We start from the raw sequence: 25,792 nt of genomic DNA on the forward strand, positions 1-25,792 counted from the left end.
CTGACAGGAATATTATAAAACCCTATAGATGTTGATCTTTCCGCGTCGCTCCACGTACACCCGCGACTGCTCCACCAAGAGATCCAAATGGCCTTGAACTTCCGATAATCCTAAAAACAGTTGGTTTTGCTTCAGCCACGGGAACAACTGACAACTGATTTCGTACACCGTGCGCGGCCCGGAATGCAACAGGCGCAAAATTTGTTCACAACGTTCTGCCTGCTCGGCAAATCTTTGATCGATCAACTGACAATGACCGGTAAATGGAACTCCGTGTCCGGGATATACCATTCTAAAGGGTAAACCATAAACCCGCCGGAACGATTCCCTCAACTGCAATAACGGTTTGGGGCGTTCCTCCGCGGGCGGATCAGGAGCAGCGATGAAAGCGTTTGCGGAAATGTCCTTTAATAGGAAATCCCCGACCATTACATCACCGGTGACGGGATCCCAAAGGCAGATATCCGTCTGACTGTGCCCCGGAACATAGATGACATTCCAGTGACGTCCACCTGCCGAAACCGTATCTCCGTCAGCGACATAGCGAACATTTTTCCAACTTGTTTCACGGTACCGGTGCTTATAAACCAGCGCATCTCCCGCTCCGCAACTTTCGAAGAACGAAAGAAGATATGTGTCTGTCCGTTCAAACTCTGTTCTTCCTCCGCGAAGAGCGAAGCCGGCACGCTCATGGACATAGACAGGAGCATCTGTTTCCTTTTGAATGGCTTCGACACCGCCCGTATGATCGAGATGCATATGTGTAATCACAATCTGCTTTACATCCCGCCATGAAAGGGAGACGGAGGCCAGGCCTTCTTTGATCCGCAGAGCGGATTCTCGCCCCGGAATCCCCGTATCCACCAGAGTGACGGGGTTCCCCAAAAGGAGGTAGGCATTGACGCTTCCTTTCGCAAACGAAGTGGGAATCTTGAATTGGACGATGTCAGAAATCATTGATTCCCCCTTTCCGGCTCCTGTTTGAAAGAGGAGTTGCTCCTCCGCAGACAGCTCAATGATTCGAGATTTTTTCCTATACTGTCTTGTAGTGCAATTTTCATGCCATTCCCATCAAAGCAACAACAAGAAGGAATCAGCGAATGTTCGATCGACCGCTAAATCAAAAATAATGCAGAATTGAATTATTCTTTAGAAATCGGTGGTTCTAACCGTTTATTCGCTAATGAACGATTGAATGAATGATTCAAATTTGAATCGTTGCTGTTCCATACTTTTGAACAGCAAGGTCCGATCTTTCTCCGAAAATTCGTTGAATGGTTCAGGTTGCATCGACATTCCGGCCTGAGTTTTTATAAATCTCTTCCATTGACAAATGCTTGGCCCGGGCTAAGATTTCAATCCGTACAGCCATCTGCTTTCTGGCATAATTTATAAAATCCCCGATCTTCATGCCAAAGGCAGTCTCCACTGTTTCATCCAAATCCCGCCCTACAACCTTCTCAGCCAGAGGTGCCAGTTCTTGCAGCTTCCGGATGACCCGATCATACAGATGAGGATGTTCACAAATTAAGCGTTGCAACAGAAATGTTCCGTAACTGATGTGCCGGGCTTCATCCGTTTTGATATATCCCACCCCTTTCATTAATCCCGGCATCAGCCCTGCTTTGTTTAGCCCTTCATAAAAGGCGTAGTAGCCAGTTTCCGCCAATACACCTTCGACGAACATATTGTATACGGTTGAGGCGTCTGCTAACGCTTCCGGTGACGGGTCATGGATGAGCCTCTCCATCGTCTCCGGGAGAATCTCAAAAAAAACTTTCCGGTAGGCCTCCCCAAAATCAGACAAGTCTCCCGTCTCCCCAAGTTCATTCAAAACAAGGCGAAAAAATTCGGTGTGCTTCGCCTCTTCAAATAAAAAAGTGGTTAAGTACATCTCCTCCTCAATCCGGCCTTCTTTCGCAATCACCATAATCATCGGGAGCAAATCCAACGTTACCGCTTCCTCTCCCCCCAAAAACGCGGCAACCCGTCCGAGCGTCTCTTCTCTCTGCCGATCTGTGAGCTTCTTCCAATCTTCCTTGTCCTGGCTGAAATCGATATCTTCAGGATTCCAAACACCGAACCGCTTGGCCTTTTTATAGAGCTGATAAGGAAACAGCTCCTGGTTAATCCCCCTGGTACTGGTGGTGATAATTTTCTCTCTCATCATGAAAACCTCCTTGAATAAATGTTTTTATTTATGATGATTATAAATTTTCTATAATCATCGGTTTTAACGATCCAACCCGGATACCTCTTTGATCACTTTGACAATGACTTGTTCCGGTATTCGATAGGCTATCCCGGCCGGATCCGTTTGGACACGCGAAACCAGCCCTTGTAGTTGGTCCCCATTCAGTTTAAATTCGGCAAACGTATCCGGCAAACCCACATTTTTGCGAAAATCCCGGATAAATTGCACAAAACGGCTCAAACATGCTTCCGCATCCTGAGAAGGCACGGCAATTCCCAGCAAGCGGACGAAATCTTGTATTCTGGGTAAATAAAGGTCCGGCAAACCAGCCATTACATTCGGCAGCAAAACGGCATTTGCCAGCCCATGCGGGATGCCGAATTTGGCGCCAAACACATGAGCGAAGTTGTGCACCGGAATCACAGCCATTGAAAGGGTAAAAGCAGCGATGGCCATCGAGCTGGCGATCAGCATCTGCGCCCTGCTTTCCAGATGATCCCCACGGGTGACTGCGTTCGGCAGATTGTCAATGATCAGCCGGATCGAATGAAGCGCAAAAGCATCGGTCATCGGATTGGCTTTTGGGGAAAAATAAGCTTCCACCGCGTGCGTCAGCGCGTCAAATCCTGTGAAGGCGGTGATCCGCGGAGGCAGGTGAACGGTCAGCTCAGGGTCGAGAATGGCCACGTCTGCGCTGATAAAAGGATGAATCAGGTTTGTCTTCAGCTGAAGCTGTTCGTTAAAGATCACGGCAATAGGTGAAATCTCGGAACCTGTACCGGCCGTTGTCGGGATCGCGATGTGCGTGATCGGGATCGGGCCGGCTTCGGGCCAATTTTCCAGGACATTGTCTTGAAGAATATTGCGAATATCCGGTTGCCCTTTATGAAGCAACCACTTTACACCTTTGACTGTATCGAGCACGCTGCCGCCGCCGAGCGCGATCAGCGTATCCGCGTTACAAGTCTTCACAAACTGTGCTGCCTGGTTGACAATCGATGCTTTTGCATCCTGTACAATTTCATCAAACACTCCGGCCAGTTGGACCGGCCCTGCCACCTGCTCAAAGATGATGTTAATTTGATCGGTCACACCCGCTTTGGTTACTCCCTTGTCCGTAAAGAGGACCGCCCTTCTACCGCCGAGCCCCCGAATCAATTCCGGGAGCATGGTTCGTGCTCCTGATCCGCTGTAAATATCCGTTCGCAAAGAAAAGCGAAAAAAGGAGGTTGTCATGTACGATCACCCGCTCATAAAGAGTTGTTTACCCTTTTTCCTCAGTTGCGGATTCAAGCTCGGATAATAGTTCTTTCTTAATCCCCCGACCAACCGGATGTTGGTGATCTCCATCCCCTTCGGTTTGTTGTTAAAATTTTCAACCCAATCTTTGAATCCTTTTTCTTCTGATCACATGGTTTTCATCACTCATACAGGCTTTTAGCGAACAAAAATCTGCTATAATTATTTATAATATAACCATTTTTCTGTAACCATTTATTTTCCTCCTTTCATAATTTATTATATTTCTTTTATAAGTCGAAACATATTCCCTTGATCACAGGTAGACCACCCCCCAAAACAGAGGAGGACAGGCAATTGATGGTCAGCCCTGTAATGATTGAGTATATTGATCGAATTGAGTCCGCACTTTACCACGAGGAAAAGCTGGTGCTTGCAGTGAGGGGATTTATTGAACTCTTTCCCTTTATAAGCGCCTCTCTGTTTAATTATTCGCCGCTCAATCAAATGGGTGAAGGAATTCTGCATGCCAATGAGCAGGGTTTATTCTCCATACAAGAGCTGCGGGAGAATGTCCGCAACATCCCTCCCATTCTTTCGGTCATCCGTGAGAGAAAAAGCAAATTGGTAGATTCCCGGTTGATCCGGCAGATTCCGGCCAAATATGTCCAGGGTTTATCTTACGTCATTATCGTTCCGATCTGTCATGGGAGGACTGTAATGGGCTTCGCAGGGATCAGCGGACAACCGGAAGGTTTTAAACCGGTAGAGGACAGTCTGCTCCATTCACTGACTCTTTATGGGCAACTGGTTGGAAAAGCAATGGCCAATGACCGGAGTGAAAACGAGAGCAAGTTAACCAATCGGGAAATAGAAGTTCTACAGAGAATGTCGTGGGGAGAAAGCAGTCAGGAAATCGCGAAAAACATCGGAATCAGCGTCTTTACCGTACAAGATTATGTCAAGTCTGCGCTGAGGAAACTAAACGCGCAAAACAGGGCACAAGGAGTGGCGGAAGCATTCCGCCGTGGAATCATTCAATAAGCGAAGCCAAGGAAAAAGTATGAAGCTGTGGGCAACCATCACTCGAAGCAGATAGAAAAATTTTAATGTATATAATGAAAATTATTTATAATAAGCTAAATAGTTCACAATTGAATACAAATATACTAACATGTAAGTATAAATCAATATAAAGGAGGGTTCTATGTCGATGAGCGTTATTGGAGAGTTGCTTCGCCATCGGGCACGGTTGTCTCCGGATGTGGAGGCTTTGGTTTCGCCAACAAAGCGATTTACGTACCGGGAGTACAATCGGATTGTAAACAAATTGGCGCATTACCTGCTTCAATTACAGGTGCAAAAAGGTGACCGGATCGCTCTCATTTGCAAAAACAGTCATGCTTTTGCCATTATCTATATGGCTGCAGCTAAAATCGGCGCCCTTACCGTTCCGATCAACTGGCGGCTCAAAACGGACGGGATTCGTTACATACTGGAAGACTGCACCCCCAAAATTCTGTTTTACGACAAAGAATTCAATGAGGTCGCCCCGTTGTTGGGCACACTCCCGTTTATTCAGCAGGAAATTCGCTTGGACATAGACGACGCTTCCTTTTTGGAGAAGCTGGTTGAAGGATATCCTGAGGAAGAGCCGCAGGTGGATGTGATCGGAGAAGATCCCGCCGTAATTATCTATACCTCCGGAACCACCGGCCGCTCCAAAGGGGTTGTATGTACCCACAACAATATGTACTCAGCCAGCATCGCCAACACGACCACATTGGATTGGCGGTACCGGGATCGGTTTTTGGTGACCTCCCCACTGTTCCACATCAGCGGGATGATCATTCCCATCTGTTGCCTGGTCCGTGGCCTTACAATGGTCGTGAACGACCAATTCCATCCCATGAAGATTTGGGAACTCCTCGATGCCGAGAAGATCAACACCATGTTTTCCGTACCGTCGATGCTAAACTTCATGTATGAGTCGTTGAAGTACAACTTTGTAGATGTGCCTTCCCTTCGCATGATTATCTGCGGCGGGGCCAAGGTGCCGGCGGAGTTGATCCGGGGGATGTACGATTTCGGCTACCAGGTGGTGCAGGTGTACGGTGCGACGGAGTTTGCGGGAGCCGCCACCTTCTGGTTGCCTGAATATGGGATAGAGACATGCGAGTCGGCGGGAAAAGCTGTTTATCAGACAGAGATGAAAATCGTTCATCCCGCCACAGGCGAAGCACTTCCTCCGGGAGAGATCGGAGAAGTGGTTTTAAGAGGGCCATTGATGTTTGCAGGATACTGGAAGATGGAAGAAGCCACCCAGGAAGTGATCCGGCATGGTTGGTATCATACGCGGGACGTGGGTTGGATGGACGAAAACGGTTTATTGTACGTGATCGACCGTCTGCGCGACATGATCATCACCAGCGGGGAAAATGTGTTCCCGGCGCAAGTGGAATCGGTCATCAATCAGTTGGAGCAAGTGGCCGAATCCGCCGTGGTCGGTGTCGCTCATCCGGTGTGGGGAGAGCTGGCCCGGGCTTATGTCGTGTTGAAAGAAGGAAACTCGATCACCGAAGAGGAGATCATCACCTATGTCCGCCGGTATTTGCCTGATCACAGCCTGCATGAAGTCGTCTTTGTAGATCAACTGCCGAAAAACAGCATGGGCAAAGTGATGAAGTACGTGCTTCGTCAACATGCCAATCAGCAAAAGAAAGCGCAGTGAGCCGAAGAGCTGCCAAGCAAGGATCCGGACGATGTTCTAATCTCCTTGGCATGCAATCATTCACAATTATAGCATGTCTACAAAATTGACTGCGCTGGAAAATAACCCCACGGTAGATTTCCCACCCCAAAAATACATAAGCCTTTCGTCCTCCTCAGGGCGAAAGGCTTTTTTCGTGATATCCTTCTCTGGTGGAAGTGAATGCCGCAATCTTCAAATCGGTTGCCTCAACTAGGATAAAAAAAGAAGACCGATGAATCACATCGGTCTTCCTGCTTTTGATCTTTAGTACAGAGAAAGGTATTGTTCGCGTTCCCATGGATGAACGGCGGTGCGGAACATATCCCATTCAATTTCTTTGGCCTCTACGAAATGGGACAGAGCATGTTCACCCAGCGCTTCCACCATCACCGGGTTATTTTGCAATTCGACCAACGCTTCTTTGAGGTTAGCCGGCAAGCTGACAATGCCTGCTTCTTCGCGCTCCGCTTCGTCCATGATGTAGATATTGCGGTCTGTTTGTTTCGGCAGCGGCAAGTTGTTTTTGATACCGTCCAGACCAGCCTTGAGCATAACCGCGAGAGCCAAGTAGGGGTTTGCAGACGGGTCCGGACAACGAACTTCGATCCGGGTGCTTAAACCGCGGGAAGCCGGTACACGTACGAGCGGACTGCGGTTTTTCGGTGACCAGGCTACATAGCATGGAGCCTCATAACCAGGTACCAGGCGTTTATAAGAGTTGACGAGCGGGTTGGTAACCGCCGTGAAAGAACGGGCATGCTTGAGAATACCTGCCAGGAAATGGCGAGCGGTTTGGCTCAAGCCCAGTTCGTCGCTTTCATCATAGAACGCGTTTTCAGAGCCGCGGAACAAAGACATATGACAATGCATACCGGAACCATTTACACCGAATAGCGGTTTCGGCATAAAGGTTGCGTGCAAACCGTAACGGCGCGCCACGTTTTTAACCACCAGTTTGAACATTTGAATTTGGTCAGCGGCTCTCACTGCGCCTGCGTATTTAAAGTCAATCTCATGTTGGCCCGGAGCTACTTCGTGGTGAGAGGCTTCCACTTCAAAGCCCATTTTATCCAGAGTAAGAACGATATCACGACGGCAGTTCTCGCCCAAATCCAGAGGAGCCAGATCAAAGTAACCGCCTTTATCGTTCAGATTTAAAGTCGGCTCCCCGTTTTCATCGGTTTTAAACAGGAAGAATTCAGGTTCCGGACCGATATTGAAGGCAGTAAAGCCCAAATCTTCCGCTTCTTTCAGTACTCTTTTGAGAATTCCGCGGGGATCGCCCGAAAAAGGAGTTCCGTCCGGATTGTAAATATCGCAAGTGAGCCCTGCCACTTTACCGCCAGCTTCAGAACCCCAAGGGAAAATCACCCAGGAATTGAGATCCGGATAGAGGTACATATCGGATTCTTCGATCCGTACAAATCCTTCGATGGAAGATCCGTCGAACATCAATTTGTTATCCAGCGCTTTTTCCAATTGGGTGCGCGGAATTTCGACGTTTTTGATGGTTCCCAAGAGATCCGTAAACATCAAACGGATATAGGCTACGTTTTCTTGGTCGGCAATGCGGAGAATGTCTTCTTTGGTGTAATTGCGTTGAGGCATCTGTCCTGTTCTCCCTTCAAGAAAGATGGATATGTTTTATTTCAGACTGGAAGCTGATTAGTGGCGAAAGAATCGCGAAAGCTCGCCACGGGTCAGATGAGTTTCGCCCGGTCGTCCGGGATGAATGAGCTGGCGTTTGAGCAAACGGCGCAACTCTTGTTCGGACAACTCTTTCTTGGCTTTTTCCGCTTCTTTCTTCGCTTCCATGACTTCCTGAGATTGTTTGAGCATTTCCCTTACACCAGCGATGTTTACGCCCTTTTCCATCCAAGATTTGATCTTGAGCAGGCGATCCACATCATTAAAAGAGAACAGACGCTGGTTTCCTTCGGTACGCGCCGGAGAAATTAGCCCCTGCTGTTCATAGTAACGAATTTGCCGCGGAGTCAGCTCAGTCAGCTTCGTTACAATCCCGATGGGGAACAAAGGCATATTTCTACGAATATTATCCCGCATTCCGGCGCCCTCCTTTCATTTGGGGATTGCTTTGTTATCTTCATTTTATTCATGTCAATTTTGTTTGTCAACCCATGTAAAAAAAAATAACATGAGCATCTAAGAAAAATCGCTTCTCAGGAAAGATCCCGAGAAAGCGATCCAACTAGACAAAAACAAGAAACAAAAACCAGACGATCATGCCGGTAATGGCTAAAAATTTGACAAACACGCCCCCCAAAAAGCCGACCAACGTGCTGAAAGCGACTTTCACAGCGTCTTCGGAACTTCTGTTGAGGAACAGTTCCGTAAGCAGAACTAGGATGAACGGGCCGACGATGATACCGACCGGTCCGAGAAAAAGCGGAAAAATGAGCACGCCGGCAATGGCAGCCACCATCGACCACTTCGACCCGCCGTATTTCCTGGCGGCAAGACCGCCAGCGATGTAGTCAACCACAAAAAGGAGGAGCACCACCAATATGGCCGGGATCCAAAATGACCAACCCAGCTGAGTAGGATCGATTAAAAAGTGGTAGATCAGAAAACCGGCCAAAACAAAGGGTGCATCCGGCAAAGCGGGCAAAATTAAACCTGCATAAGCAAGGACAAAGAGAACGGCGACCAGGATCCACCAAATGGTTTCCATGAAAAGGTCATCCCCTTTTATTTCAAAGCAACTGTGATTTGTCCGGTATGAATCATCCGGTCTAAAGCTTGAATCATCGCTATTTTTACATGAGAGTAGGTTAATCCGCCCTGAAGGTAGGCAATGTACGGCGGACGGAGCGGCCCGTCTGCGGACAGCTCAATGCTGGCTCCTTGAACAAACGTACCGGCAGCCATGATAACCGGATCCGCATAACCCGGCATCGATGCCGGAACCGGCAGGATATGCGCATCAACGGGGGAAGCGGATTGAATTCCCTGACAAAATGCGATGAGAAGTTCAGGCGTTCCCAAATGAACCTGTTGTATAATGTCGGTTCGTTCTTCATGCCACGCGGGAGTCGTATGAAAGCCCAACTCTTCAAGCAGCGCCGAGGCAAAAACGGCCCCTTTCAAGGCTTCGCCAACCACATGCGGAGCCAGAAAAAGCCCTTGAAAATAATCGCGTAGATACCCGTAGGTGGCCCCCCCTTCCACCCCGATTCCCGGAGCGACCAGACGGGAAGCCGCCCTCTCCACCCATTTGGCTTTGCCGGCGATATATCCTCCGGATTTGGCCAGACCTCCGCCCGGATTTTTGATTAAGGATCCGGCAATTAAATCAGCCCCTGCGTGCGTCGGTTCTTCCGGCTCCACAAACTCCCCGTAGCAGTTATCCACAAAGATGACCACATCCGGACGAATGGCGCGGATCCGCCCAATCATTTCCTTGATTTGAGCAATGGTAAAAGAAGGGCGGTCCGCATATCCTCTCGATCGTTGGATGCCGATCATGCGTGTCCGATCGGTGACTGTTTGTTCAAACGCTTCCCAGTTCACTTGTCCCGACGGTTGGAGTGAAACCTCTTTGTAGGTAATGCCGTAATCCGCCAGCGAACCTGAACCATCCCGTTTGGAGCCGATCACTTGCTGCAAGGTGTCATACGGCTTCCCGGTCAGGTAGATCAGCTCGTCACCCGGGCGCAATACCCCATACAAACAAGAGGCGATCGCATGGGTTCCCGAAATAATATTGGGGCGAACCAATGCCTGTTCAGCTCCAAACAGGTCGGCAAATACTTTTTCTAGTGTTTCACGACCGAGATCATCATATCCATAACCCGTGGAGGAATGCAGATGATGCTCGCTCACTCCGAACTCGCGAAACGAGGTAAGCACCCTCCACTGTGCGTGTTCGACCTGTCTTTCAATTTTTCGGATGACAGGAGCAATGTTTTGCTCTATTGCAGTTACTTTTTTCTCAATCCAAACGCCATTTTTTAAATGCTTGTACACTTTGACACACCATTTCTACCATCAGGAGTTGCTGTTTTCTATCAACCGGCTTGCTAAGTGAAGTCCAGATAAAACGAGCTTGCATCAAGTGCGGATGTAACGTTTCAATTCAGGTGAAAGCCTTTCAAATTCGTGCAGGGGCAAGCGAAACTCGATCTGTATCGAAAGCTCCGTCACCTTTGAACTGAGGATTTCGGCCGAGCGATACAGAGCTGAAATCCATTCTCCGCGCTCCACGGGAATTTCCGCTCTTCCTTCGATCTGTTCATGGAATATCACCTGCTCGATTTTCTCTTTTAACCGAAGGATATCCTGATCATCGAAGGCGGAAATATGGATCGATGTTTCGTCCGTTTCCCTCCCCGGAGTCAAATCCGTCCGATCCGCTTTGTTATATACCGTTAAGATGGGAAGGTGGGCAGCCCCCAGTTCCTTTAATACTTTTTCCACTGCCTCCATCTGCTCCCCCGCTTCCGGATGGCTGGCATCCACAACATGAAGGAGCAGGTCGGCAACCGTTACTTGTTCCAGTGTGGAGCGAAAAGCGGCAACCAATTGATGCGGAAGATTGCGGATGAATCCAACCGTATCGGTAAGGAGCACCTTTTTGCCGGAGGGTAATTGCAATAAGCGCGTCGTCGGATCCAAAGTGGCAAACAATTGATTTTCCGCATATACCTCAGAACCTGTCAACCGGTTCAACAGCGTCGACTTCCCGGCGTTGGTATATCCGACCAGTGCTACTTGGATCAAGTCCATTTTTTTGCGTCTTTGATGATGTAACTGACGATGTTTTTTCACTTCTTCCAGCTCGCGTTTTAACACGCGAATTTGACGTTGAATATGCCGGCGGTCCGTTTCCAGCTTTTTTTCCCCGGGTCCGCGGGTTCCAATTCCTCCCCCGAGACGGGACAGCTCTTTCCCCCGTCCTGCCAGGCGCGGCAACATATATTCCAGCTGGGCTAATTCTACCTGCAAGCGTCCTTCCCGGGTCCGGGCTCGCTGTGCAAAGATATCCAAAATCAACTGGGTTCGATCTATCACTTTGCAAGGAAACAGCCTTTCCAAATTTCTCACCTGAGCCGGAGAGAGTTCCTGGTCAAAAATGACCAGATCCGCAGCCTTTTCTTCCGCTAATTGTACAATCTCTTCCGCCTTCCCCCTCCCGATCAACCAGGATGGGTCGATTTGGTCACGGAACTGGATCACCTTCGCCAACACATCCGCCTGTGAGGTTTCTGCCAGGCGTTCCAGTTCCTCGAGAGAAGAGCGGATTTCCCACTTATGGCTTGAGGGCCCACACCCTACTAATATCGCTTTCTCTTTTTGTCCTTGCGGTTCGATTCTTCATTTCTCCTTTCATTCCATCGGTTCATACCGACCAGGTTCAATTATACCATGAATAGACAGGTGTTTTCCTGCAGGCGCCCTCAAACTGAAAATCTTCCGCCCGGAGCGTCATCAAGTCATCACGACCCGCGTATCGCATGTTTAACAGTCGTACCGCTTGATGGCGGATGGCTTGCTCAATCAGGTTGCGCACATAGCGCGCATTTCCGAAATGGCTGTCACCTTGCTGCATCTCTTTTTGCAGGTGTTTCCGTAATTTTTCTTTCGCTGCCAGGGACAACCGGTACTCTCGTTCCTTCACCATCAACTCGGCAATTTCCATCAGTTGATCCAGCATAAAATCGGGAAAGGCCAAACGAATGGGGAAACGGGAAGGAAGCCCCGGGTTTGAACGCAAAAAATGATCCATCTCATCCGAGTATCCGGCTAAGATGAGCACGAACTCATTTTTATAGTCTTCCATGGCTTTCACCATGGTATCAATCGCCTCTTTTCCAAAATCCTTATCTCCCCCGCGTGCGAGGGAATACGCTTCATCGATGAACAAGATTCCTCCCAGTGCCTTTCGCACATGTTCCCTGGTTTTCTGCGCCGTATGCCCGATGTATTCACCCACCAGATCGGCGCGCTCGACCTCCACCAAGTGGCCTTTGGACAAGACGCCCATCTCCCGGAACAGACGGCTCAAAATTCTGGCCACTGTCGTTTTACCCGTCCCCGGATTCCCTGTAAAAACCATGTGCAGAACTTGTTGTTCAGCGAGCAGACCTGCTGCCCTCCGCCGTTTCCCCACTTCCAGCCAGGCGTAGATTTCCCGAACGAAATCCTTGACCTGTGTGAGCCCAATCAGCTGATTCAACTGTTCGAGACAATCTTTGAGCGGGCCGTGTTCTTCCTCGCCGGGGAAGGAACGGGGTTGATGGCAAACAGAATGAGGCATTGCAAGGACTTCTTTTCTTTGGTGATCAAACACAACATGAATTTGATGTTTCTCATTTCCTGTCAGAACTCTTCTGCCCACGCTGTTCACCTCTTCGATTTGGGTTAGCTTTTCTATGTATACGCACTCGCCCAGATTTTGGTGAACGCATAGAAAAAACCAAGCGGAATGATCCGCTTGGTTTAACCTTCCTTATTTTCCTCAGAATTCATCAGCGAAACGGGGCGTGCCGGAGTGAAGGTGGAGATGGCGTGTTTATACACCATCTGCTGTTTTCCTTCACTGTCGATCACGATGGTGAAATTGTCAAAACCGCGAATGACACCGCGAAGTTGAAATCCATTTACTAAATAGATGGTAACGGGTACCGATTCTTTGCGAATCTGATTGAGAAATGTATCTTGAATATTGATGGATTGTTTCAAAATCCGTACCTCCTATGTATTTTTACGTTAGTTTACTTTATTCTCTATAGTGAGGGAACTTTCCTGCCACCAGTCGTTGAATTTCTTCAAAACTTTGCTCCTCTGTCACATCAAACCAACGGATTTCCGGAATCCGCCTAAACCAGGACAGCTGACGCTTCGCAAACTTTCGTGTCCCTTTTTTGATGAGGTCGATCGCTTCACTCAGCGTCAGTTCCCCTTCCAAGTAACTCATGATTTCTTTATAACCGATTGCCTGCATGGAAGTCAAACCCCGGTGGTATCCTTTCTCTTTTAACCGTTTCACCTCTTCCACCAAACCTTGCGAAACCATTTGGTCTACCCGCTGATTAATGCGTTCATACAGGAGTTCGCGCGGCATGGTTAAACCGATCCACAACAGGCGGTATGGCGTTTCTCGTTTGCCGGCCAGCTTCGACAACGGGGTTCCCGTCGCATGAAAAACTTCGAGGGCACGGATGATCCGTCTGCGGTCATTGGGATGAAGCCGTTCGGCAGTCTCCGGGTCTGCTTCGCGCAACCGCAGGTGAAGGGCGTCATTTCCATGTTGTTCGGCAAAGCGGTGAAGCTCCTGCCTGAGTGGACCGTTTTCGGGGACACCGGGCAAATGGTACCCGTGAGTCACTGCTTCGACGTACAATCCCGTCCCGCCGACCAGCATGGGAAGATGATCGCGTTTGTAAATTTCCTCTATCTTTTGGCGAGCCAACTGTTGAAACTCCTGTACGGAAAAAGGCACATCCGGATCGATGATGTCGATCAGATGATGGGGAATGCGGGCTCTCTCCTCTTCAGAAGCCTTGGCTGTTCCGATATCCATTCCTCGGTACACCTGCATCGAATCCCCGGAAATGATCTCTCCGCGAAATTCGCCGGCAAGCCGCAAGCTGAGCGCCGTCTTTCCCACCGCCGTCGGTCCGATAATCAGAAGCAGATCAGGATTCATCCGGTCTCCCCTCTTTCCGAATCACACCCCAGGCATAATGAGAAGCTTCTTTCGCGATTTCAAACCCCAACCGTTCAAATTCCCCGCTCTTCGGCCTCTCTTTCAGAAGCACCGCTTTTCTCGCCACCCGTACCGCTTCCTCCACGGATCCCTGATCCAGGGGAGCGGGGTTGGCCAACGGTTTGAGCGCTTGCATGGCAGCCGAAGCCTGCACCGTTTCCCTGAACATGGGATCAAACAGAATAATGTCAAACGAGTCGTCCCGGCACTCCCTCAAATAGGTCCGGTAGTCTGCCCGGATCACTTCAATTGCGCGCATCGCCCGGTTTAAATACTCCCTGTCCGTTTGATACGTTTGCAATCCCTGTTTGACAAGGGCCGCGATGACAGGCTGGCTCTCAAGACCGACTACTTTTCCTTGTTCTCCCACGACGAAGGAGGATACGATTGCATCTGCTCCCATGCCGAGCGTGCAATCCAGCACATGGTCCCCGGGTTGCATCCCCGAACAGGTGACTAACGGATCCGGTTCGCCCTTCAGCAAATGCTTGATCCTTAAAGCCGACATATTGGGATGGAAAAAAAACTGGTGACCTTCATGATTTTCATACCTCCACCCCTGTTTGGCGACAATCACCGCTTCTTTTTTTCCCGTCCGAACAAATAAATCATCCAGTGAATCGCGCCCGCGCATAATGAATGGAACACCGAGCCAACCGGCCAATTGCCTTGCTTCATGAAGCTCTTTCGAGCCAGGGTGAAAGGAAGTCGTTACAAACAAGATGTTACATCACCCGCTTAAACATTTTTTCCAGTTCATATGTCGAAAAGTGAACAAAGATCGGCCGTCCGTGAGGGCAGGTAAAGGGGTTCTCGCATTGATTCAACTGCCTCAGCAATTCTTCCATCTCATCACGGCGCAAATGGCGGTTTGCCTTGATGGCTGCTTTGCATGACATCATCTTCGCCCCCGCATCCCGCAACTTCGCTGTATCCACTTTTCCGTGCTCCTTCAGCCACTCGAAAATTTCGTGGATCAGGCCTTCGGCGTCCTCTTTGGGAAACCAGTCGGGATATGAGCGAATGATAAAAGTAGCTCCCCCGAAAGGTTCAATTTCGAGACCCCACTGGTTCAAATATTCGATATGCATCTGAACCACTTCAGCTTCGGCCGGCGTGCATTCAACCGTCATCGGGATCAACAGAGCTTGCTGCCGGTGATTTCTTTCCCCCATTTTTTTTGAGAAAACCTCATAATAGATTCGTTCATGGGCTGCATGCTGATCCAACAGATAAAAACCGTCTTCCGCCTGCGCCACAATATAGGTTCCGTGAATTTGACTCAGCGGCATCATATCCGGCAGCTTTTGTTTCCTCTCTTCCTCCGTGGGAACGCTTATTACCTCCTCTTGTTGGGGAGGAGTTGGCATAGCGGGCCGGTCAGCTTGCGTTTCTGCTATCCGCCCGGGATGAATCCCTTCTCCCGGAGTCTTTCTTGTTTCCTCTTTTTTGTCCGTCGGTTGAATGAACGACGCTGCGGGATCAGGTTCGGCGACCGACCTTTTCGTATCCGGTGTTTCCTTTACCCGGGAGGCCGGGGGCTGTAGCGGCGGGTACTCCCTGCCGCGCTCCGCGTAATCCCAGCGCAACGCCTCTTGAACAACCTTCGTTTTTTGCACTTTCGCCTGCCCGGGCGCTCTGGTCACCTCCGGAACAAAACTTGCCTCCCGGAATGCTTTTTTGATCGCCCGTTCCGCGAGCTGACAACATTCTTTTTCCTTGCTCAACCGTACTTCCAGTTTGGACGGGTGAACGTTCACATCAACCAGCTTGGGATCCATCTCAATGTGTAGAACCCCGACCGGATAACGGCCTGTTGGCAGAAGTGTCCCATAGGCTCTGAGCACCGACTGGGTGATCGGCAGAGAACGTACACAGCGCCCGTTGAGAATAACGGTAAGATAAGAACGGCTCGAGCGTGTCACTTCCGGTTTGCTCATAAACCCGGACACCCGGAAGTCCGGATCTTCGTCCGCAAACGGAATCAACTGGCCGGCCACCTGCTTTCCATACAGGGCATGCAACACGTGAAGCAGCTTGCCGTCTCCGGAGGTGCGAAACAATTCCCGGGAATTATGGGCGAGCGAGAAAGCGATCGTGGGATGAGCAAGCGCTAGTCTCCCAACCACGTCGGCAACATGACTAACTTCAGTGTTAACGGTTTTTAAATATTTCAAACGGGCGGGCGTATTAAAAAAGAGATCCCGAACCACCACATCGGTTCCCCTTGTACGGGAAGTTTCTTCGACGGAAAGGAGCTCTCCCCCTTCCACGTTCACCGTCACGGCCAAACCGGAGGAATCATGTGCCGTCGTCAGGGAAACACGGGCGACAGAAGCGATACTGGGCAGCGCTTCACCACGAAAGCCAAGCGTCCGAATCGAAAAGAGATCGCGCTCTTTTTTGATCTTGCTCGTCGCATGACGGGAGAACGCGAGCTGGGCATCATCTCTCTCCATACCGATCCCGTTATCGGAAACGCGAATGAGGGAGATTCCTCCCTCCTCGATCCAGATCTGAATCCGGGTGGCTTCCGCATCAATCGCGTTTTCTACCAGCTCTTTCACGATCGACGCCGGGCGCTCCACCACTTCACCAGCCGCAATCTGGTTGGCTAAATGTTCGTCTAAAATTTGAATCTTTCCCAACGCTCTCACCTCAAGTGCAACACTTGTGAGCAGCCTCATTTCAGCTTTTGCTTCAATTCGAAGAGAAATTGCATCGATTCGAAAGGGGTTTTGTTCATCAAATCAACCGATCGAATCGCTTCCAATACCTCTTTCTCTGCTTCCGAAATCCCGGATGGTTTTCCTGCTTCCTGTGCCGACCCGGGGTTCCAGTCAAACAGGCTGAGCTGGCCGACTGAAACATCGGCACGTTGTTCCCGGCCCTCCAGCTCAGACAATAAGGCTTTGGCCCGTTGAACGACCTGTTCCGGAAGTCCGGCCAATTCGGCGACATGGATTCCGTAACTGCGATCCGCCCCTCCCGGAACAATGCGGTGCAAGAAGACGACTTTGCCGTTTTTTTCGATACATTGAGCGTGAACATTGACGAGGCGGGCCAATGGATTGTCCAGTTCCGTCAGTTCATGATAGTGAGTCGAGAACAATGTTTTGGCGCCGATGTGATCATGAATGTACTCCACAATCGCTTGCGCAAGAGCCATTCCGTCATAGGTTGAAGTTCCCCGTCCCACTTCATCCAGCAAGATCAAGCTGCGGGGTGTGGCCTCTTTCAAAGCATGGCAAGTCTCGGCCATCTCCACCATAAAAGTGCTCCGGCCGCCAACCAGATCATCTGCCGCCCCGATCCGCGTAAAAATGCGGTCAACGATCGAGATCTCCGCTTTGCTGGCGGGAACGAAACTGCCGATCTGACCGAGAATGGTGATTAAGGCCACTTGACGCATATACGTACTCTTTCCTGCCATGTTGGGTCCGGTGATGAGCAGGATTTGGCGGTCCGTTCCGTTTAACTCGGAATCATTGGCAACAAAGGATGCCTCCCCCGCCACTGCTTCAACCACCGGATGGCGTCCCGCTTCAATGTATAAGCGGTCACCGGTGTGAACCACCGGGCAAACATAGCTGTACTCGCGGGCAACCAGCGCAAAAGCATGCAAAACATCCAGTTCCGCCACCAATTCGGCCAGCGTTTGCAAACGGCCGACTTCGGCTGAAACCCGCGTCCGAACTTCGGTAAAGAGCTCGTATTCCAGATCCACCGACTTTTCCGCAGCGGTCAGGATCAGCTGTTCTCTCTCTTTTAATTCCGGCGTAACAAATCGTTCGGCGTTCGCCAATGTCTGCTTGCGCTGATATCTGCCCTCCGGCAGAAGGTGGAGGTTTGCCTTGGTTACCTCTATGTAATAACCGAACACACGATTATAACCCACTTTGAGTGACCGGATTCCCGTCGCTTCCCGTTCCTTTTGCTCCAGTTCGGTGATCCAGCTTTTGCCGTTTTTCTGCACCGTTCGGTATTCATCCAGTTTCGTGTCATACCCGTCGCGGATCATTCCCCCTTCTTTGACCGACACAGGCGGTTCTTCCACGATCGCCCGGTCAATCAACGCCACCACGTCCGCACATTCGTCCATCTTTTCTCCGAGCTGGACGAGGCGGGAACAGGATGTAAGGATCAGCCGTTCCTTCAATTGCGGGATGACCTGCAAAGAACGCTTCAAAGCATTGAGGTCACGGGCATTGGCTGAGCCGAAAGCGATCCGGGCTGCCAACCGCTCCAGATCATACACTTGCTTTAATTGATCTTTCACATCGTCCAGCAAAAGATAATCGGCCAAAAAAGCCCGGACCACTTCTTGCCTCTCTTTAATTGCCTCGACGTTTAACAACGGCTTATCCAGCCATTTTTTGAGCAGGCGGCTGCCCATCGAGGTGGCCGTACGATCCAGCAGCCACAATAAGGAACCCCGCTTTTTGCCGTCGCTTAAGGAGACGGTCAACTCCAAATTGCGTCTCGCCGCATCATCCAGCATCATGTACTGCCTTGCATCGTAGCGCCGCAACCGCTGCAGATGCTCAAGCGATCGTTTCTGGGTTTCCTCCAGATAACTGAATAAGATGCCCAGCACCCGTTTGAGCAGAGAAGTTGTGCATATGTCGGCAAATCCGGGAAACTGACCCGCCAGCTTCTGTTCCAGCTCCGCTTCGGAACTTTTCTGACCGAAAGGCGTGATGACCGCCTTGAACCGAACATGAAGCTTGTCCATAAACGTTTTTTCCCGTGTCAACGTTTCGTCCAAGACTACTTCCCTTGGCTGATAAGAAGCGATTTCATCCAGTACAAAGTCCATGGATCCGTTAAGTTCCGTAATGTGGCATTCACCGGTGGAAAGATCGGCGGCCGCAAGCGCGACAGAGGAAGATGAGCCGGCGAGCGCAACCAGAAAGTTGTTTTCCTGGTCCACCAGCATATTTTCTTCCATAATTGTCCCCGGGGTAATCACGCGAACAACTTCCCGTTTGACAACCCCTTTGGCCGCAGCCGGATTTTCCACTTGTTCACAAATGGCTACTTTATATCCTTTTTCGATCAGCTTTTCGATATAGGTATGGGCAGAATGATAGGGAACCCCGCACATAGGGACACGCTCTTTGCCCCCATCCCGGCTGGTAAGTGTAATCTCCAGCTCTTGTGCGGCTTTTTCGGCATCCTCAAAGAACATCTCATAAAAGTCGCCCAGACGAAAAAATAAAAAGGCATCGGGATACTGTGCCTTGATCGATAAATACTGCTGTATCATCGGAGTATACTGTGCCAATCTCTCTCTTCCCCCGAAATCTGATATGTGGTCGTTCATTTATTGTAACATGAAAATCAAAACTAGAGCACACCTTTTACGCCTTCTTTTTGTTTGTGGTAGGGGGGAATTCTCCAGTACTTCCGAAAATCCTGGGTTTCATCCCAGGTGATGCCTGATGTGAGGTAACGATAAAATTCATCGAGATACTTTTTGTAAAGCTGGTAGTCGTCCAGTTTTTTCAAATCTTCCCAAAGGACGGGCACGAGATTAAAGATCTTGTCTTTATCCCCTGTGTAGTAAGCCTGTTGGATCGCGAAGTCCGCCAATGGATTATACTTAAGGGTCCGATAATTGGCCACAATCAGTTTGGCCGTCACAAAAACACCCTTGGTTAAAGTGGGAGAGACGAGCCAACTGGGGGGTGTCCTGTATTCAAATCCCCCGTGTTTTTGATACCGGAAATCCCCGAGAAACCCGTACTTGGGCCGTCGCCCTTTCCCTCTTTCATCTTCGACGACCACGAGCAGAAGCGAGAGATAATTGTCCAACGCCCGCAGCATTTTAAAGTCCGGCCTGATCCCGCTGAAATGGATATGGCCGCCAAGGGGAAATCCATTGTAGGGCATATTTCCGGCCAACCATTTCGCAGGAGAATGGTGCATTTTTTTAGCTGCCTGCAGCAACCCTTGATAGATTCTCACTACGATGGTCCGGGGATCCGATGTGGGCTCCGGGCGGATTTCCACCAAAGGTTTATTGGCATGATTCGCTCCCATCCAAATCGCGTCACAACCAATCCTGCCGCGGGTCGGGAAATAGTTGGAAGCCATCAACAAGTGTCCTTTTGGCGACTTCATCACAAATTCCGGATCAGCCCCCAGCACGATTTGATCCTGCGAAACTTTTGGTTCTTTCAGTTTTTTTACATACTGCAGGATGGCCCGGATCAAGCCGTTTTCCATCTCGGCATTTAATCTCGGTCCGGGTATGACTTGGGTGACCGCAATTTTTTGTCCGGCACCCACTCCGCACTTCACCACTCCATAATCCAAACCCAAAGCATATAAAGCGCGAATGGCTGTTGTTTGAATTTTCCGCACTTCTTTTCCCTGTTCTTGAAGAGACACTCGTTGAAAACTCAGCCGCTGGTGTTTTCTGTTGTTGGCGGTCCATGCCTGCCCCTTTGAACGGTACATGACCAGAACGCGTGTTTGAAAAATACAAACGACATACTGCCTGATCAAAGGCCCGTTGACGGAAACCGGAACCCCGTGCAACTCGAGAGTTTCTTTGCGAAGCTTGGAATCGAGCGCCCGTTTCACCTGACTTTCATCGTTCAAGATAAGCATGGACTCAGACAGATGTCTGCCGGCCGGTGAATCCAAGCGGATCGAGGTTGCCATTCGCCGGTCATTTACGATGGCGATTTCCCGAACCAGATTTTCATTCTCTAACGCATTATAAGGAAGGGTAACGGCTCCCATAACCTTTCCCCTTTCTTACCGCACCTCTGGTGTACATTGAATCATCATGCTCATATGTTATGTGATGGGGGCAAAATTGGTTAGCAAAAAAGAAAAAAAGAAGGCTTTCGCCTTCAACCTCAACCAGATAGGCCTGCTTAAAATCTCAGTCTTCCAAATCGTCAATCACCAAATCCGGATCCAGGTCTTCAAAATCATAGGTGTTGCCCATATCATCGGAATCATAGCTTTCTGGACCCAGATCTTTGAAATCATCGTCTGCCGCTTCTAATGGATAGCAGGCAACGCACACTTTCGTTTCCCCAATCATTTCTACAACAAATTCTTTTTCCACTCTCACAATGACGTTATCAGACTGGGACGCAATCGAAGCTTCCACACAATTGGGGGCCTGCGTAACCATGGCGCTGACTTGGGCTGATTCTTCCCGGGTGTTCCGGTCGTAGTAGCTTAATGGAACTTGTTCAGTATAGCGAATGGTTTCTTTCATTACATCCGTTTTGGTATTTCCTTTGGTTGAGTACCAGATATTGATGTCATAGCTTCCGCGAACTTCTACGGCCTCCCCGACTTTGTTGCAATCATAGGTATGATTGATAACCCAAGCACCCAGAATCGTATGAATGTTTTCGGGTGGAATAATGGAATGAGTAACTTGAGAAAACTTCCGCCCTCTTCCACATACGGCTTTCGTAACAATTTGGCGGTATTCCACTACTCTATCTGTATGTGACAAAATGCTCCCTCCTCCAAACATCGTTCAATAACAAGTGTATGCAGGGCATCCGTCTAGAGTGCAAAAAAACCCCACGGAAAAACTCCGTGGGGTTGTCTCTATTTGCGGGAACAACCGCAAGGTCCCCCGCTGCCGCAGCCGGAGGGGACATCTCCGCCTGTTTGCACATTGATTTTCGTCGACACGGTATCAGCGATCACCTGTTGAATGGTCTGCAACAGGTCATTCACATCCACTTGCGCTTGCTGGTATTCACGAACGATCGGCAAACTTTCCAGCTCATGGTTGAGTCGGTCCAGTTCTTGTTCCAACAGGCGGGTATACTCGCGTTTTTGATAATGTTTGGCATGGACCAGCTCTTTTTGCTTCCTTTTAATGGTTTCGATATAGTGCTGAACCGTTTTGCTTCTATTTACTTGTTCTTCCGCCAGTCGAAAGCGCCGAATTTCCTCGCATGACTGGAGACGTTCGGCAAACTTGCGCGAAAGCCTTAGAACCGGATGATCCGGGTCGATCATTAGCATCTTAGACACCCGCCCGGGCGATCGGCTCTTGATCGACCCAAACTCCATTTAATGTCCAGGTTTGCGGCTCATCAATCCGAACCTGTACAAACTTGCCAATCAGATGTTTGGGTCCGACAAAATTCACCAATTTGTTCGTGCGGGTGCGTCCGGACAAGACGTTGGGGTTTTTCTTGCTCTCCCCTTCGACAAGGACTTCGACCACTTGTCCGCGCAATGCTTCATTCTTTTTCCGGCTGATTTCATTTTGCAAATCGTTGAGTCGCTTCAGGCGCTCTTTTTTCACTTCCATCGGGATATCGTCTTTCATTTTGGCCGCCGGAGTTCCTTCACGCGGAGAATAGATGAAAGTAAAGGCAGAGTCATACTCCACTTCCTTCACCAGGGACAGGGTTTCCTCAAACTGTTCGTCTGTCTCCCCGGGGAATCCGACGATAATATCCGTCGTGAGGACAACATCGGGAATCGCTTCTTTGATTTTGCGCACGAGTTCCAGATATTGTTCACGGGTATATTTGCGGGCCATCAATTTGAGCACTTCACTGCTGCCGGACTGGACAGGAAGATGGATATGCTCCACCAGATTCCCCCGTTTGGCCAGCACTTCGATCAGATGATCGTCGAAATCGCGCGGATGGCTGGTTGTAAAGCGCACGCGCGGAATGCCGATTTTGCGCACATCATCCATGAGATCTGCAAAAGTGTAGTCAAGATCGGTGAAATCTTTTCCGTAAGCATTGACGTTTTGTCCCAACAGGGTGACTTCCTGGTAGCCTCTGCGCGCAAGATCACGGATCTCATTCAAAACATCTTCCGGGCGACGGCTCCGCTCTTTCCCGCGGGTGTACGGCACAATGCAATAAGTGCAGAACTTATCGCAGCCATACATAATATTCACCCAGGCACGAAGACCATCGGAACGAACCTTTGGCATGTTTTCCACCACATCGCCCTCTTTGGACCAAACTTCGACCACCATTTCCTTGCTGAAGAGGGCGTTTTGCAGGAGATAAGGAAGGCGGTGAATGTTGTGCGTTCCAAAAACGAGATCGACGTGCTGATAACTTTGCAAAATGCGGTTGACCACCGACTCCTCCTGGGACATGCAACCACATACCCCCAGGAGAAGATCCGGCTTTTCAAGTTTTAATTGTTTCAGGCGGCCCAAGGTGCCGAACACTTTGTCTTCCGCATTTTCACGAATCGCACAGGTGTTGAGCAAGATAATGTCGGCGTCCTTCTCTTCTTCTGTGGCGGTGTAGCCCATTTGCTCAAAGATCCCGGCAATCGTCTCACTGTCGTGGACGTTCATCTGACAGCCGTAAGTCTGAATCAGATATTTTTTCCCTTTCCCTACTTGGCGCATATTTTCAGGAATCTGCTCAAACTGCAGAACTTTAACTTCCTCTTTGCCACGCTTCTTGGCAGCTTTTAAGTCAGGTGCGATGAAATATTTGCTGTAGTCCTTGACTTCTTGACTCATCGTTTTTCACACCTTTCTACTTCGGTCAAAAAAATATATATCAATGAATGAACAGTCAGATTTATATCGGGGTCTTGCAACCTAGATATTATACATCATTATGGAAACTTGTTCAATCATGAACGTTTCAGTGTGATGGGCGTTAAAGACCGATGGTGAACTTGTTCTGGAAAATACCGGGAAGATAACAAACGGAAGCCGAACTTTTCATCGCATTTTATGAAGATCATTGATCAGCACAGGGAAAATCGCGAATAAAATGATTGAATTTCCGTTTTCTTACAGGCCGAAATCGCCGGGGAATAGCTGACTGATGAAGAAGTGACCGCTTTTTGTTTTTATTGTCGGTGCCGGCAAGGAAACCACCGCCAATTTGATTACAATAACAATATATGACTGCAACCCTTCATTACAGCAACAAATGGCACGTCGCATACCGCCGGAGGCCCCCGGGGAAAATCGATATATTAGTACATCCGAATCTTACATAGTATAATTGAAAAAGAAAGTGATTTTTGTATCAAAAGTCAGGAGGACGAGAGATGACGGAACAACAGAATGCGAAAAAGCTGCTACTCCGCTCAGAGGTTCCCGCTGAATACACGTGGCGATTAGAAGATATTTTCGCCACCGACGAAGCATGGGAGCAAGAGTTTCAGCAAATCAAGTCCATGATTCCCAAACTGGCTGAGTTTAAAGGAAAATTAGGAAACTCTTCGGGTGACTTATTAAACGCCTTGAAGGCTCAAGATGAGATTTCCATACGCTTAGGCAAATTGTATACATATGCTCGCATGCGTTATGATCAGGATACAACCAATTCTTTTTACCAAGCGTTTAACGACCGGGCGACCAGCCTCTATTCGGAGGCTTCCAGCGCCATGTCCTATATCGTACCCGAAATTCTTTCCATCAGCGAGGATACGATCAACCAATTTTTAAGCGAAAACAGCGAATTGAAATTGTATGAACATGCTCTGGACGAATTGAACCGCAAGCGTCCGCACATTTTATCCGAAACCGAGGAAGCATTGCTTTCTCAAGCCGCCGATGTCATGCGCGCCTCCATGCACACGTTCGGCATGCTGAACAATGCTGACTTGAAATTCCCCACAATTATCGATGAAGAGGGAGATGAAGTAGAGGTTACCCACGGCCGTTACATTCATTTTCTCGAGAGCAAGAACCGCAGAGTAAGAAAAGATGCATTTAAAGCAGTCTACGGGACTTATGAAAAGTACAAAAACACATTTGCCAGCACCTTGAGCGGAGCCGTAAAGAAAAATAACTTTTACGCACGAATCCGCAAATACGATTCAGCCAGACAGGCGGCTCTGTCCAGCAACCATATTCCGGAAAGCGTTTACGACCAGCTGATTAACACCATTCATGAACATTTGCCTCTTCTTCACAGATATATATCCATCCGCAAACGGGCGCTTCAGCTGGACGAATTGCATATGTACGATTTATATGTCCCGTTGGTGAAAGACGTCGAGGTAAAAGTCACCTATAAAGAAGCGCAGCAAATTTTGCTGGATGGATTGAAACCACTCGGTGATGAATACATTGGCATCTTAAGGGAGGCTTTCCAAAACCGCTGGATTGATGTTTATGAAAATAAAGGGAAACGAAGCGGAGCTTACTCCTCTGGAGCTTACGGCACAAATCCCTACATTTTGTTGAACTGGCAGGATAATATGGATAACCTGTTTACGCTTGCCCACGAGCTCGGCCACTCCGTGCACAGCTACTACACACGGAAAACACAGCCTTATGTTTACGGAGACTATACCATTTTCGTCGCCGAAGTAGCATCCACCTGCAATGAAGCCATTCTCAATGATTATTTATTAAAGGTCACCAACGACCCGAAGCAGAAGCTGTACCTGATCAACCATTATTTGGAGTCCTTCCGCGGCACCGTATTCCGTCAGACCATGTTCGCGGAATTTGAACACCTGATTCACACAAAAGCGCAAGAAGGAGAAGCCTTAACTCCTGATTTATTGACCTCCCTTTACTATGACTTGAACAAAAAGTATTTTGGAAATGAAGTGCTGATCGATCAAGAGATTGGCTTGGAATGGGCGAGAGTCCCTCATTTTTACTATAATTACTATGTCTATCAGTATGCGACCGGTTTCAGCGCTGCTGCCGCCTTATCCAAACAAATCCTGGATCAGGGCCAACCCGCTGTGAACCGCTATATTGATTTCTTAAAAGCCGGCAGCTCGGATTACCCGATTGAAGTGTTGAAAAAAGCCGGTGTCGATATGACTTCACCGGAGCCGATCCGTCAGGCACTCAAAGTATTCGAACAAAAACTGGATGAACTGGAACAGTTGCTGTTTCAAGATTAACGAATGTAAGAAACCAGCC

General features: G+C 49.2%; 21 protein-coding genes. 3 read left to right on the top strand and 18 right to left on the bottom strand.

What is annotated here, in order from left to right:
• Positions 1-12: 12 nt before the first annotated feature.
• From BMW55_RS12825 to BMW55_RS12835, 3 genes are all read right to left on the bottom strand, one after another.
• Entirely contained in the window at positions 13-957 is a 945-nt protein-coding gene (locus BMW55_RS12825; RefSeq protein WP_089969895.1) for an MBL fold metallo-hydrolase, read from the bottom strand.
• A gap of 322 nt (positions 958-1,279) precedes the next feature.
• Positions 1,280-2,167, bottom strand: a complete 888-nt coding sequence (locus tag BMW55_RS12830; RefSeq protein ID WP_089969897.1) for a R2-like ligand-binding oxidase — start codon at positions 2,165-2,167, stop codon at positions 1,280-1,282.
• Between the two features lie 66 nt (positions 2,168-2,233).
• Positions 2,234-3,430 (bottom strand): iron-containing alcohol dehydrogenase, encoded by a 1,197-nt coding sequence (locus BMW55_RS12835; RefSeq protein ID WP_089969899.1) that lies wholly within the window; start codon positions 3,428-3,430, stop codon positions 2,234-2,236.
• Positions 3,431-3,793: 363 nt separating this feature from the next.
• Here BMW55_RS12835 and BMW55_RS12840 point away from each other — a divergent pair, with 363 nt between their 5' ends.
• Positions 3,794-4,477: a helix-turn-helix transcriptional regulator gene (locus BMW55_RS12840; protein ID WP_089969900.1), complete on the top strand. Its 684-nt coding sequence runs from the start codon at positions 3,794-3,796 to the stop codon at positions 4,475-4,477.
• Positions 4,478-4,646: 169 nt separating this feature from the next.
• Positions 4,647-6,164, top strand: coding sequence for a long-chain-fatty-acid--CoA ligase (locus BMW55_RS12845; protein WP_089969903.1), 1,518 nt, complete (start codon positions 4,647-4,649; stop codon positions 6,162-6,164).
• Between the two features lie 285 nt (positions 6,165-6,449).
• Here BMW55_RS12845 and glnA read toward each other — a convergent pair whose 3' ends face one another.
• The 15 genes from glnA to miaB all read right to left on the bottom strand — a co-directional run bounded on the left by glnA (position 6,450) and on the right by miaB (position 23,410).
• Positions 6,450-7,793, bottom strand: coding sequence for a type I glutamate--ammonia ligase (gene glnA / locus BMW55_RS12850; RefSeq protein WP_089969907.1), 1,344 nt, complete (start codon positions 7,791-7,793; stop codon positions 6,450-6,452).
• Positions 7,794-7,850: 57 nt separating this feature from the next.
• On the bottom strand, positions 7,851-8,249 hold the full coding sequence (locus BMW55_RS12855) for a MerR family transcriptional regulator (protein WP_089969909.1): 399 nt from the start codon (positions 8,247-8,249) through the stop codon (positions 7,851-7,853).
• A gap of 145 nt (positions 8,250-8,394) precedes the next feature.
• The gene (locus BMW55_RS12860) at positions 8,395-8,877 is read right to left on the bottom strand and encodes a DUF456 domain-containing protein (RefSeq protein WP_089969911.1); all 483 of its coding nucleotides are present in this window, start codon (positions 8,875-8,877) and stop codon (positions 8,395-8,397) included.
• Positions 8,878-8,894: 17 nt separating this feature from the next.
• A complete protein-coding gene (locus tag BMW55_RS12865; RefSeq protein ID WP_089969913.1) occupies positions 8,895-10,172 on the bottom strand; it encodes a methionine gamma-lyase family protein in 1,278 nt (425 codons plus the stop codon).
• A gap of 84 nt (positions 10,173-10,256) precedes the next feature.
• Complete coding sequence (hflX, locus tag BMW55_RS12870; protein ID WP_089969916.1) at positions 10,257-11,516, bottom strand: GTPase HflX; 1,260 nt, start codon at positions 11,514-11,516, stop codon at positions 10,257-10,259.
• A gap of 43 nt (positions 11,517-11,559) precedes the next feature.
• Positions 11,560-12,543, bottom strand: a complete 984-nt coding sequence (gene spoVK, locus BMW55_RS12875; RefSeq protein WP_244527560.1) for a stage V sporulation protein K — start codon at positions 12,541-12,543, stop codon at positions 11,560-11,562.
• A 101-nt stretch (positions 12,544-12,644) separates the two neighbouring features.
• Positions 12,645-12,887 (bottom strand): RNA chaperone Hfq, encoded by a 243-nt coding sequence (gene hfq / locus BMW55_RS12880; protein WP_089969918.1) that lies wholly within the window; start codon positions 12,885-12,887, stop codon positions 12,645-12,647.
• A gap of 37 nt (positions 12,888-12,924) precedes the next feature.
• Positions 12,925-13,854 (bottom strand): tRNA (adenosine(37)-N6)-dimethylallyltransferase MiaA, encoded by a 930-nt coding sequence (miaA, locus tag BMW55_RS12885; RefSeq protein WP_089969921.1) that lies wholly within the window; start codon positions 13,852-13,854, stop codon positions 12,925-12,927.
• Positions 13,844-14,635 (bottom strand): class I SAM-dependent methyltransferase, encoded by a 792-nt coding sequence (locus BMW55_RS12890; protein ID WP_089969925.1) that lies wholly within the window; start codon positions 14,633-14,635, stop codon positions 13,844-13,846. Before BMW55_RS12890 ends, miaA begins: the two co-directional genes overlap by 11 nt.
• A 4-nt stretch (positions 14,636-14,639) precedes the next feature.
• Positions 14,640-16,562, bottom strand: a complete 1,923-nt coding sequence (gene mutL / locus BMW55_RS12895; RefSeq protein WP_089969927.1) for a DNA mismatch repair endonuclease MutL — start codon at positions 16,560-16,562, stop codon at positions 14,640-14,642.
• Positions 16,563-16,597: 35 nt separating this feature from the next.
• Positions 16,598-19,201, bottom strand: a complete 2,604-nt coding sequence (gene mutS, locus BMW55_RS12900) for a DNA mismatch repair protein MutS (protein ID WP_089969930.1) — start codon at positions 19,199-19,201, stop codon at positions 16,598-16,600.
• Between the two features lie 62 nt (positions 19,202-19,263).
• Entirely contained in the window at positions 19,264-20,667 is a 1,404-nt protein-coding gene (locus BMW55_RS12905; protein ID WP_089969932.1) for a putative amidoligase domain-containing protein, read from the bottom strand.
• 145 nt (positions 20,668-20,812) lie between these two features.
• Positions 20,813-21,403, bottom strand: coding sequence for an outer spore coat protein CotE (gene cotE, locus BMW55_RS12910; protein ID WP_170839921.1), 591 nt, complete (start codon positions 21,401-21,403; stop codon positions 20,813-20,815).
• 98 nt (positions 21,404-21,501) lie between these two features.
• Complete coding sequence (locus BMW55_RS12915; protein ID WP_170839922.1) at positions 21,502-21,927, bottom strand: YlbF/YmcA family competence regulator; 426 nt, start codon at positions 21,925-21,927, stop codon at positions 21,502-21,504.
• A 1-nt stretch (position 21,928) separates the two neighbouring features.
• Positions 21,929-23,410 (bottom strand): tRNA (N6-isopentenyl adenosine(37)-C2)-methylthiotransferase MiaB, encoded by a 1,482-nt coding sequence (gene miaB, locus BMW55_RS12920; RefSeq protein WP_089969939.1) that lies wholly within the window; start codon positions 23,408-23,410, stop codon positions 21,929-21,931.
• Between the two features lie 542 nt (positions 23,411-23,952).
• Between miaB and pepF the strand changes: the two genes are divergently transcribed.
• Positions 23,953-25,773 carry an oligoendopeptidase F gene (gene pepF, locus BMW55_RS12925; RefSeq protein WP_089969942.1) on the top strand — a complete coding sequence of 607 codons (1,821 nt, stop codon included), beginning with the start codon at positions 23,953-23,955 and terminating at the stop codon, positions 25,771-25,773.
• Positions 25,774-25,792: the final 19 nt, after the last annotated feature.

The sequence above is a fragment of the Lihuaxuella thermophila genome (assembly GCF_900110165.1).
Lineage (GTDB): Bacteria > Bacillota > Bacilli > Thermoactinomycetales > Thermoactinomycetaceae > Lihuaxuella > Lihuaxuella thermophila.

What these genes read in the sequence shown, in the direction of transcription:
- miaA (WP_089969921.1), bottom strand. Translation starts at nt 13,854, where the DNA reads ATGAATCCTGATCTGCTTCTGATTATCGGACCGACGGCGGTGGGAAAG.
- BMW55_RS12835 (WP_089969899.1), bottom strand. Translation starts at nt 3,430, where the DNA reads ATGACAACCTCCTTTTTTCGCTTTTCTTTGCGAACGGATATTTACAGC.
- BMW55_RS12905 (WP_089969932.1), bottom strand. Translation starts at nt 20,667, where the DNA reads ATGGGAGCCGTTACCCTTCCTTATAATGCGTTAGAGAATGAAAATCTG.
- BMW55_RS12860 (WP_089969911.1), bottom strand. Translation starts at nt 8,877, where the DNA reads ATGGAAACCATTTGGTGGATCCTGGTCGCCGTTCTCTTTGTCCTTGCT.
- BMW55_RS12825 (WP_089969895.1), bottom strand. Translation starts at nt 957, where the DNA reads ATGATTTCTGACATCGTCCAATTCAAGATTCCCACTTCGTTTGCGAAA.
- BMW55_RS12830 (WP_089969897.1), bottom strand. Translation starts at nt 2,167, where the DNA reads ATGAGAGAGAAAATTATCACCACCAGTACCAGGGGGATTAACCAGGAG.
- pepF (WP_089969942.1), top strand. Translation starts at nt 23,953, where the DNA reads ATGACGGAACAACAGAATGCGAAAAAGCTGCTACTCCGCTCAGAGGTT.
- BMW55_RS12855 (WP_089969909.1), bottom strand. Translation starts at nt 8,249, where the DNA reads ATGCGGGATAATATTCGTAGAAATATGCCTTTGTTCCCCATCGGGATT.
- BMW55_RS12915 (WP_170839922.1), bottom strand. Translation starts at nt 21,927, where the DNA reads ATGCTAATGATCGACCCGGATCATCCGGTTCTAAGGCTTTCGCGCAAG.
- miaB (WP_089969939.1), bottom strand. Translation starts at nt 23,410, where the DNA reads ATGAGTCAAGAAGTCAAGGACTACAGCAAATATTTCATCGCACCTGAC.
- BMW55_RS12840 (WP_089969900.1), top strand. Translation starts at nt 3,794, where the DNA reads ATGGTCAGCCCTGTAATGATTGAGTATATTGATCGAATTGAGTCCGCA.
- BMW55_RS12845 (WP_089969903.1), top strand. Translation starts at nt 4,647, where the DNA reads ATGAGCGTTATTGGAGAGTTGCTTCGCCATCGGGCACGGTTGTCTCCG.
- glnA (WP_089969907.1), bottom strand. Translation starts at nt 7,793, where the DNA reads ATGCCTCAACGCAATTACACCAAAGAAGACATTCTCCGCATTGCCGAC.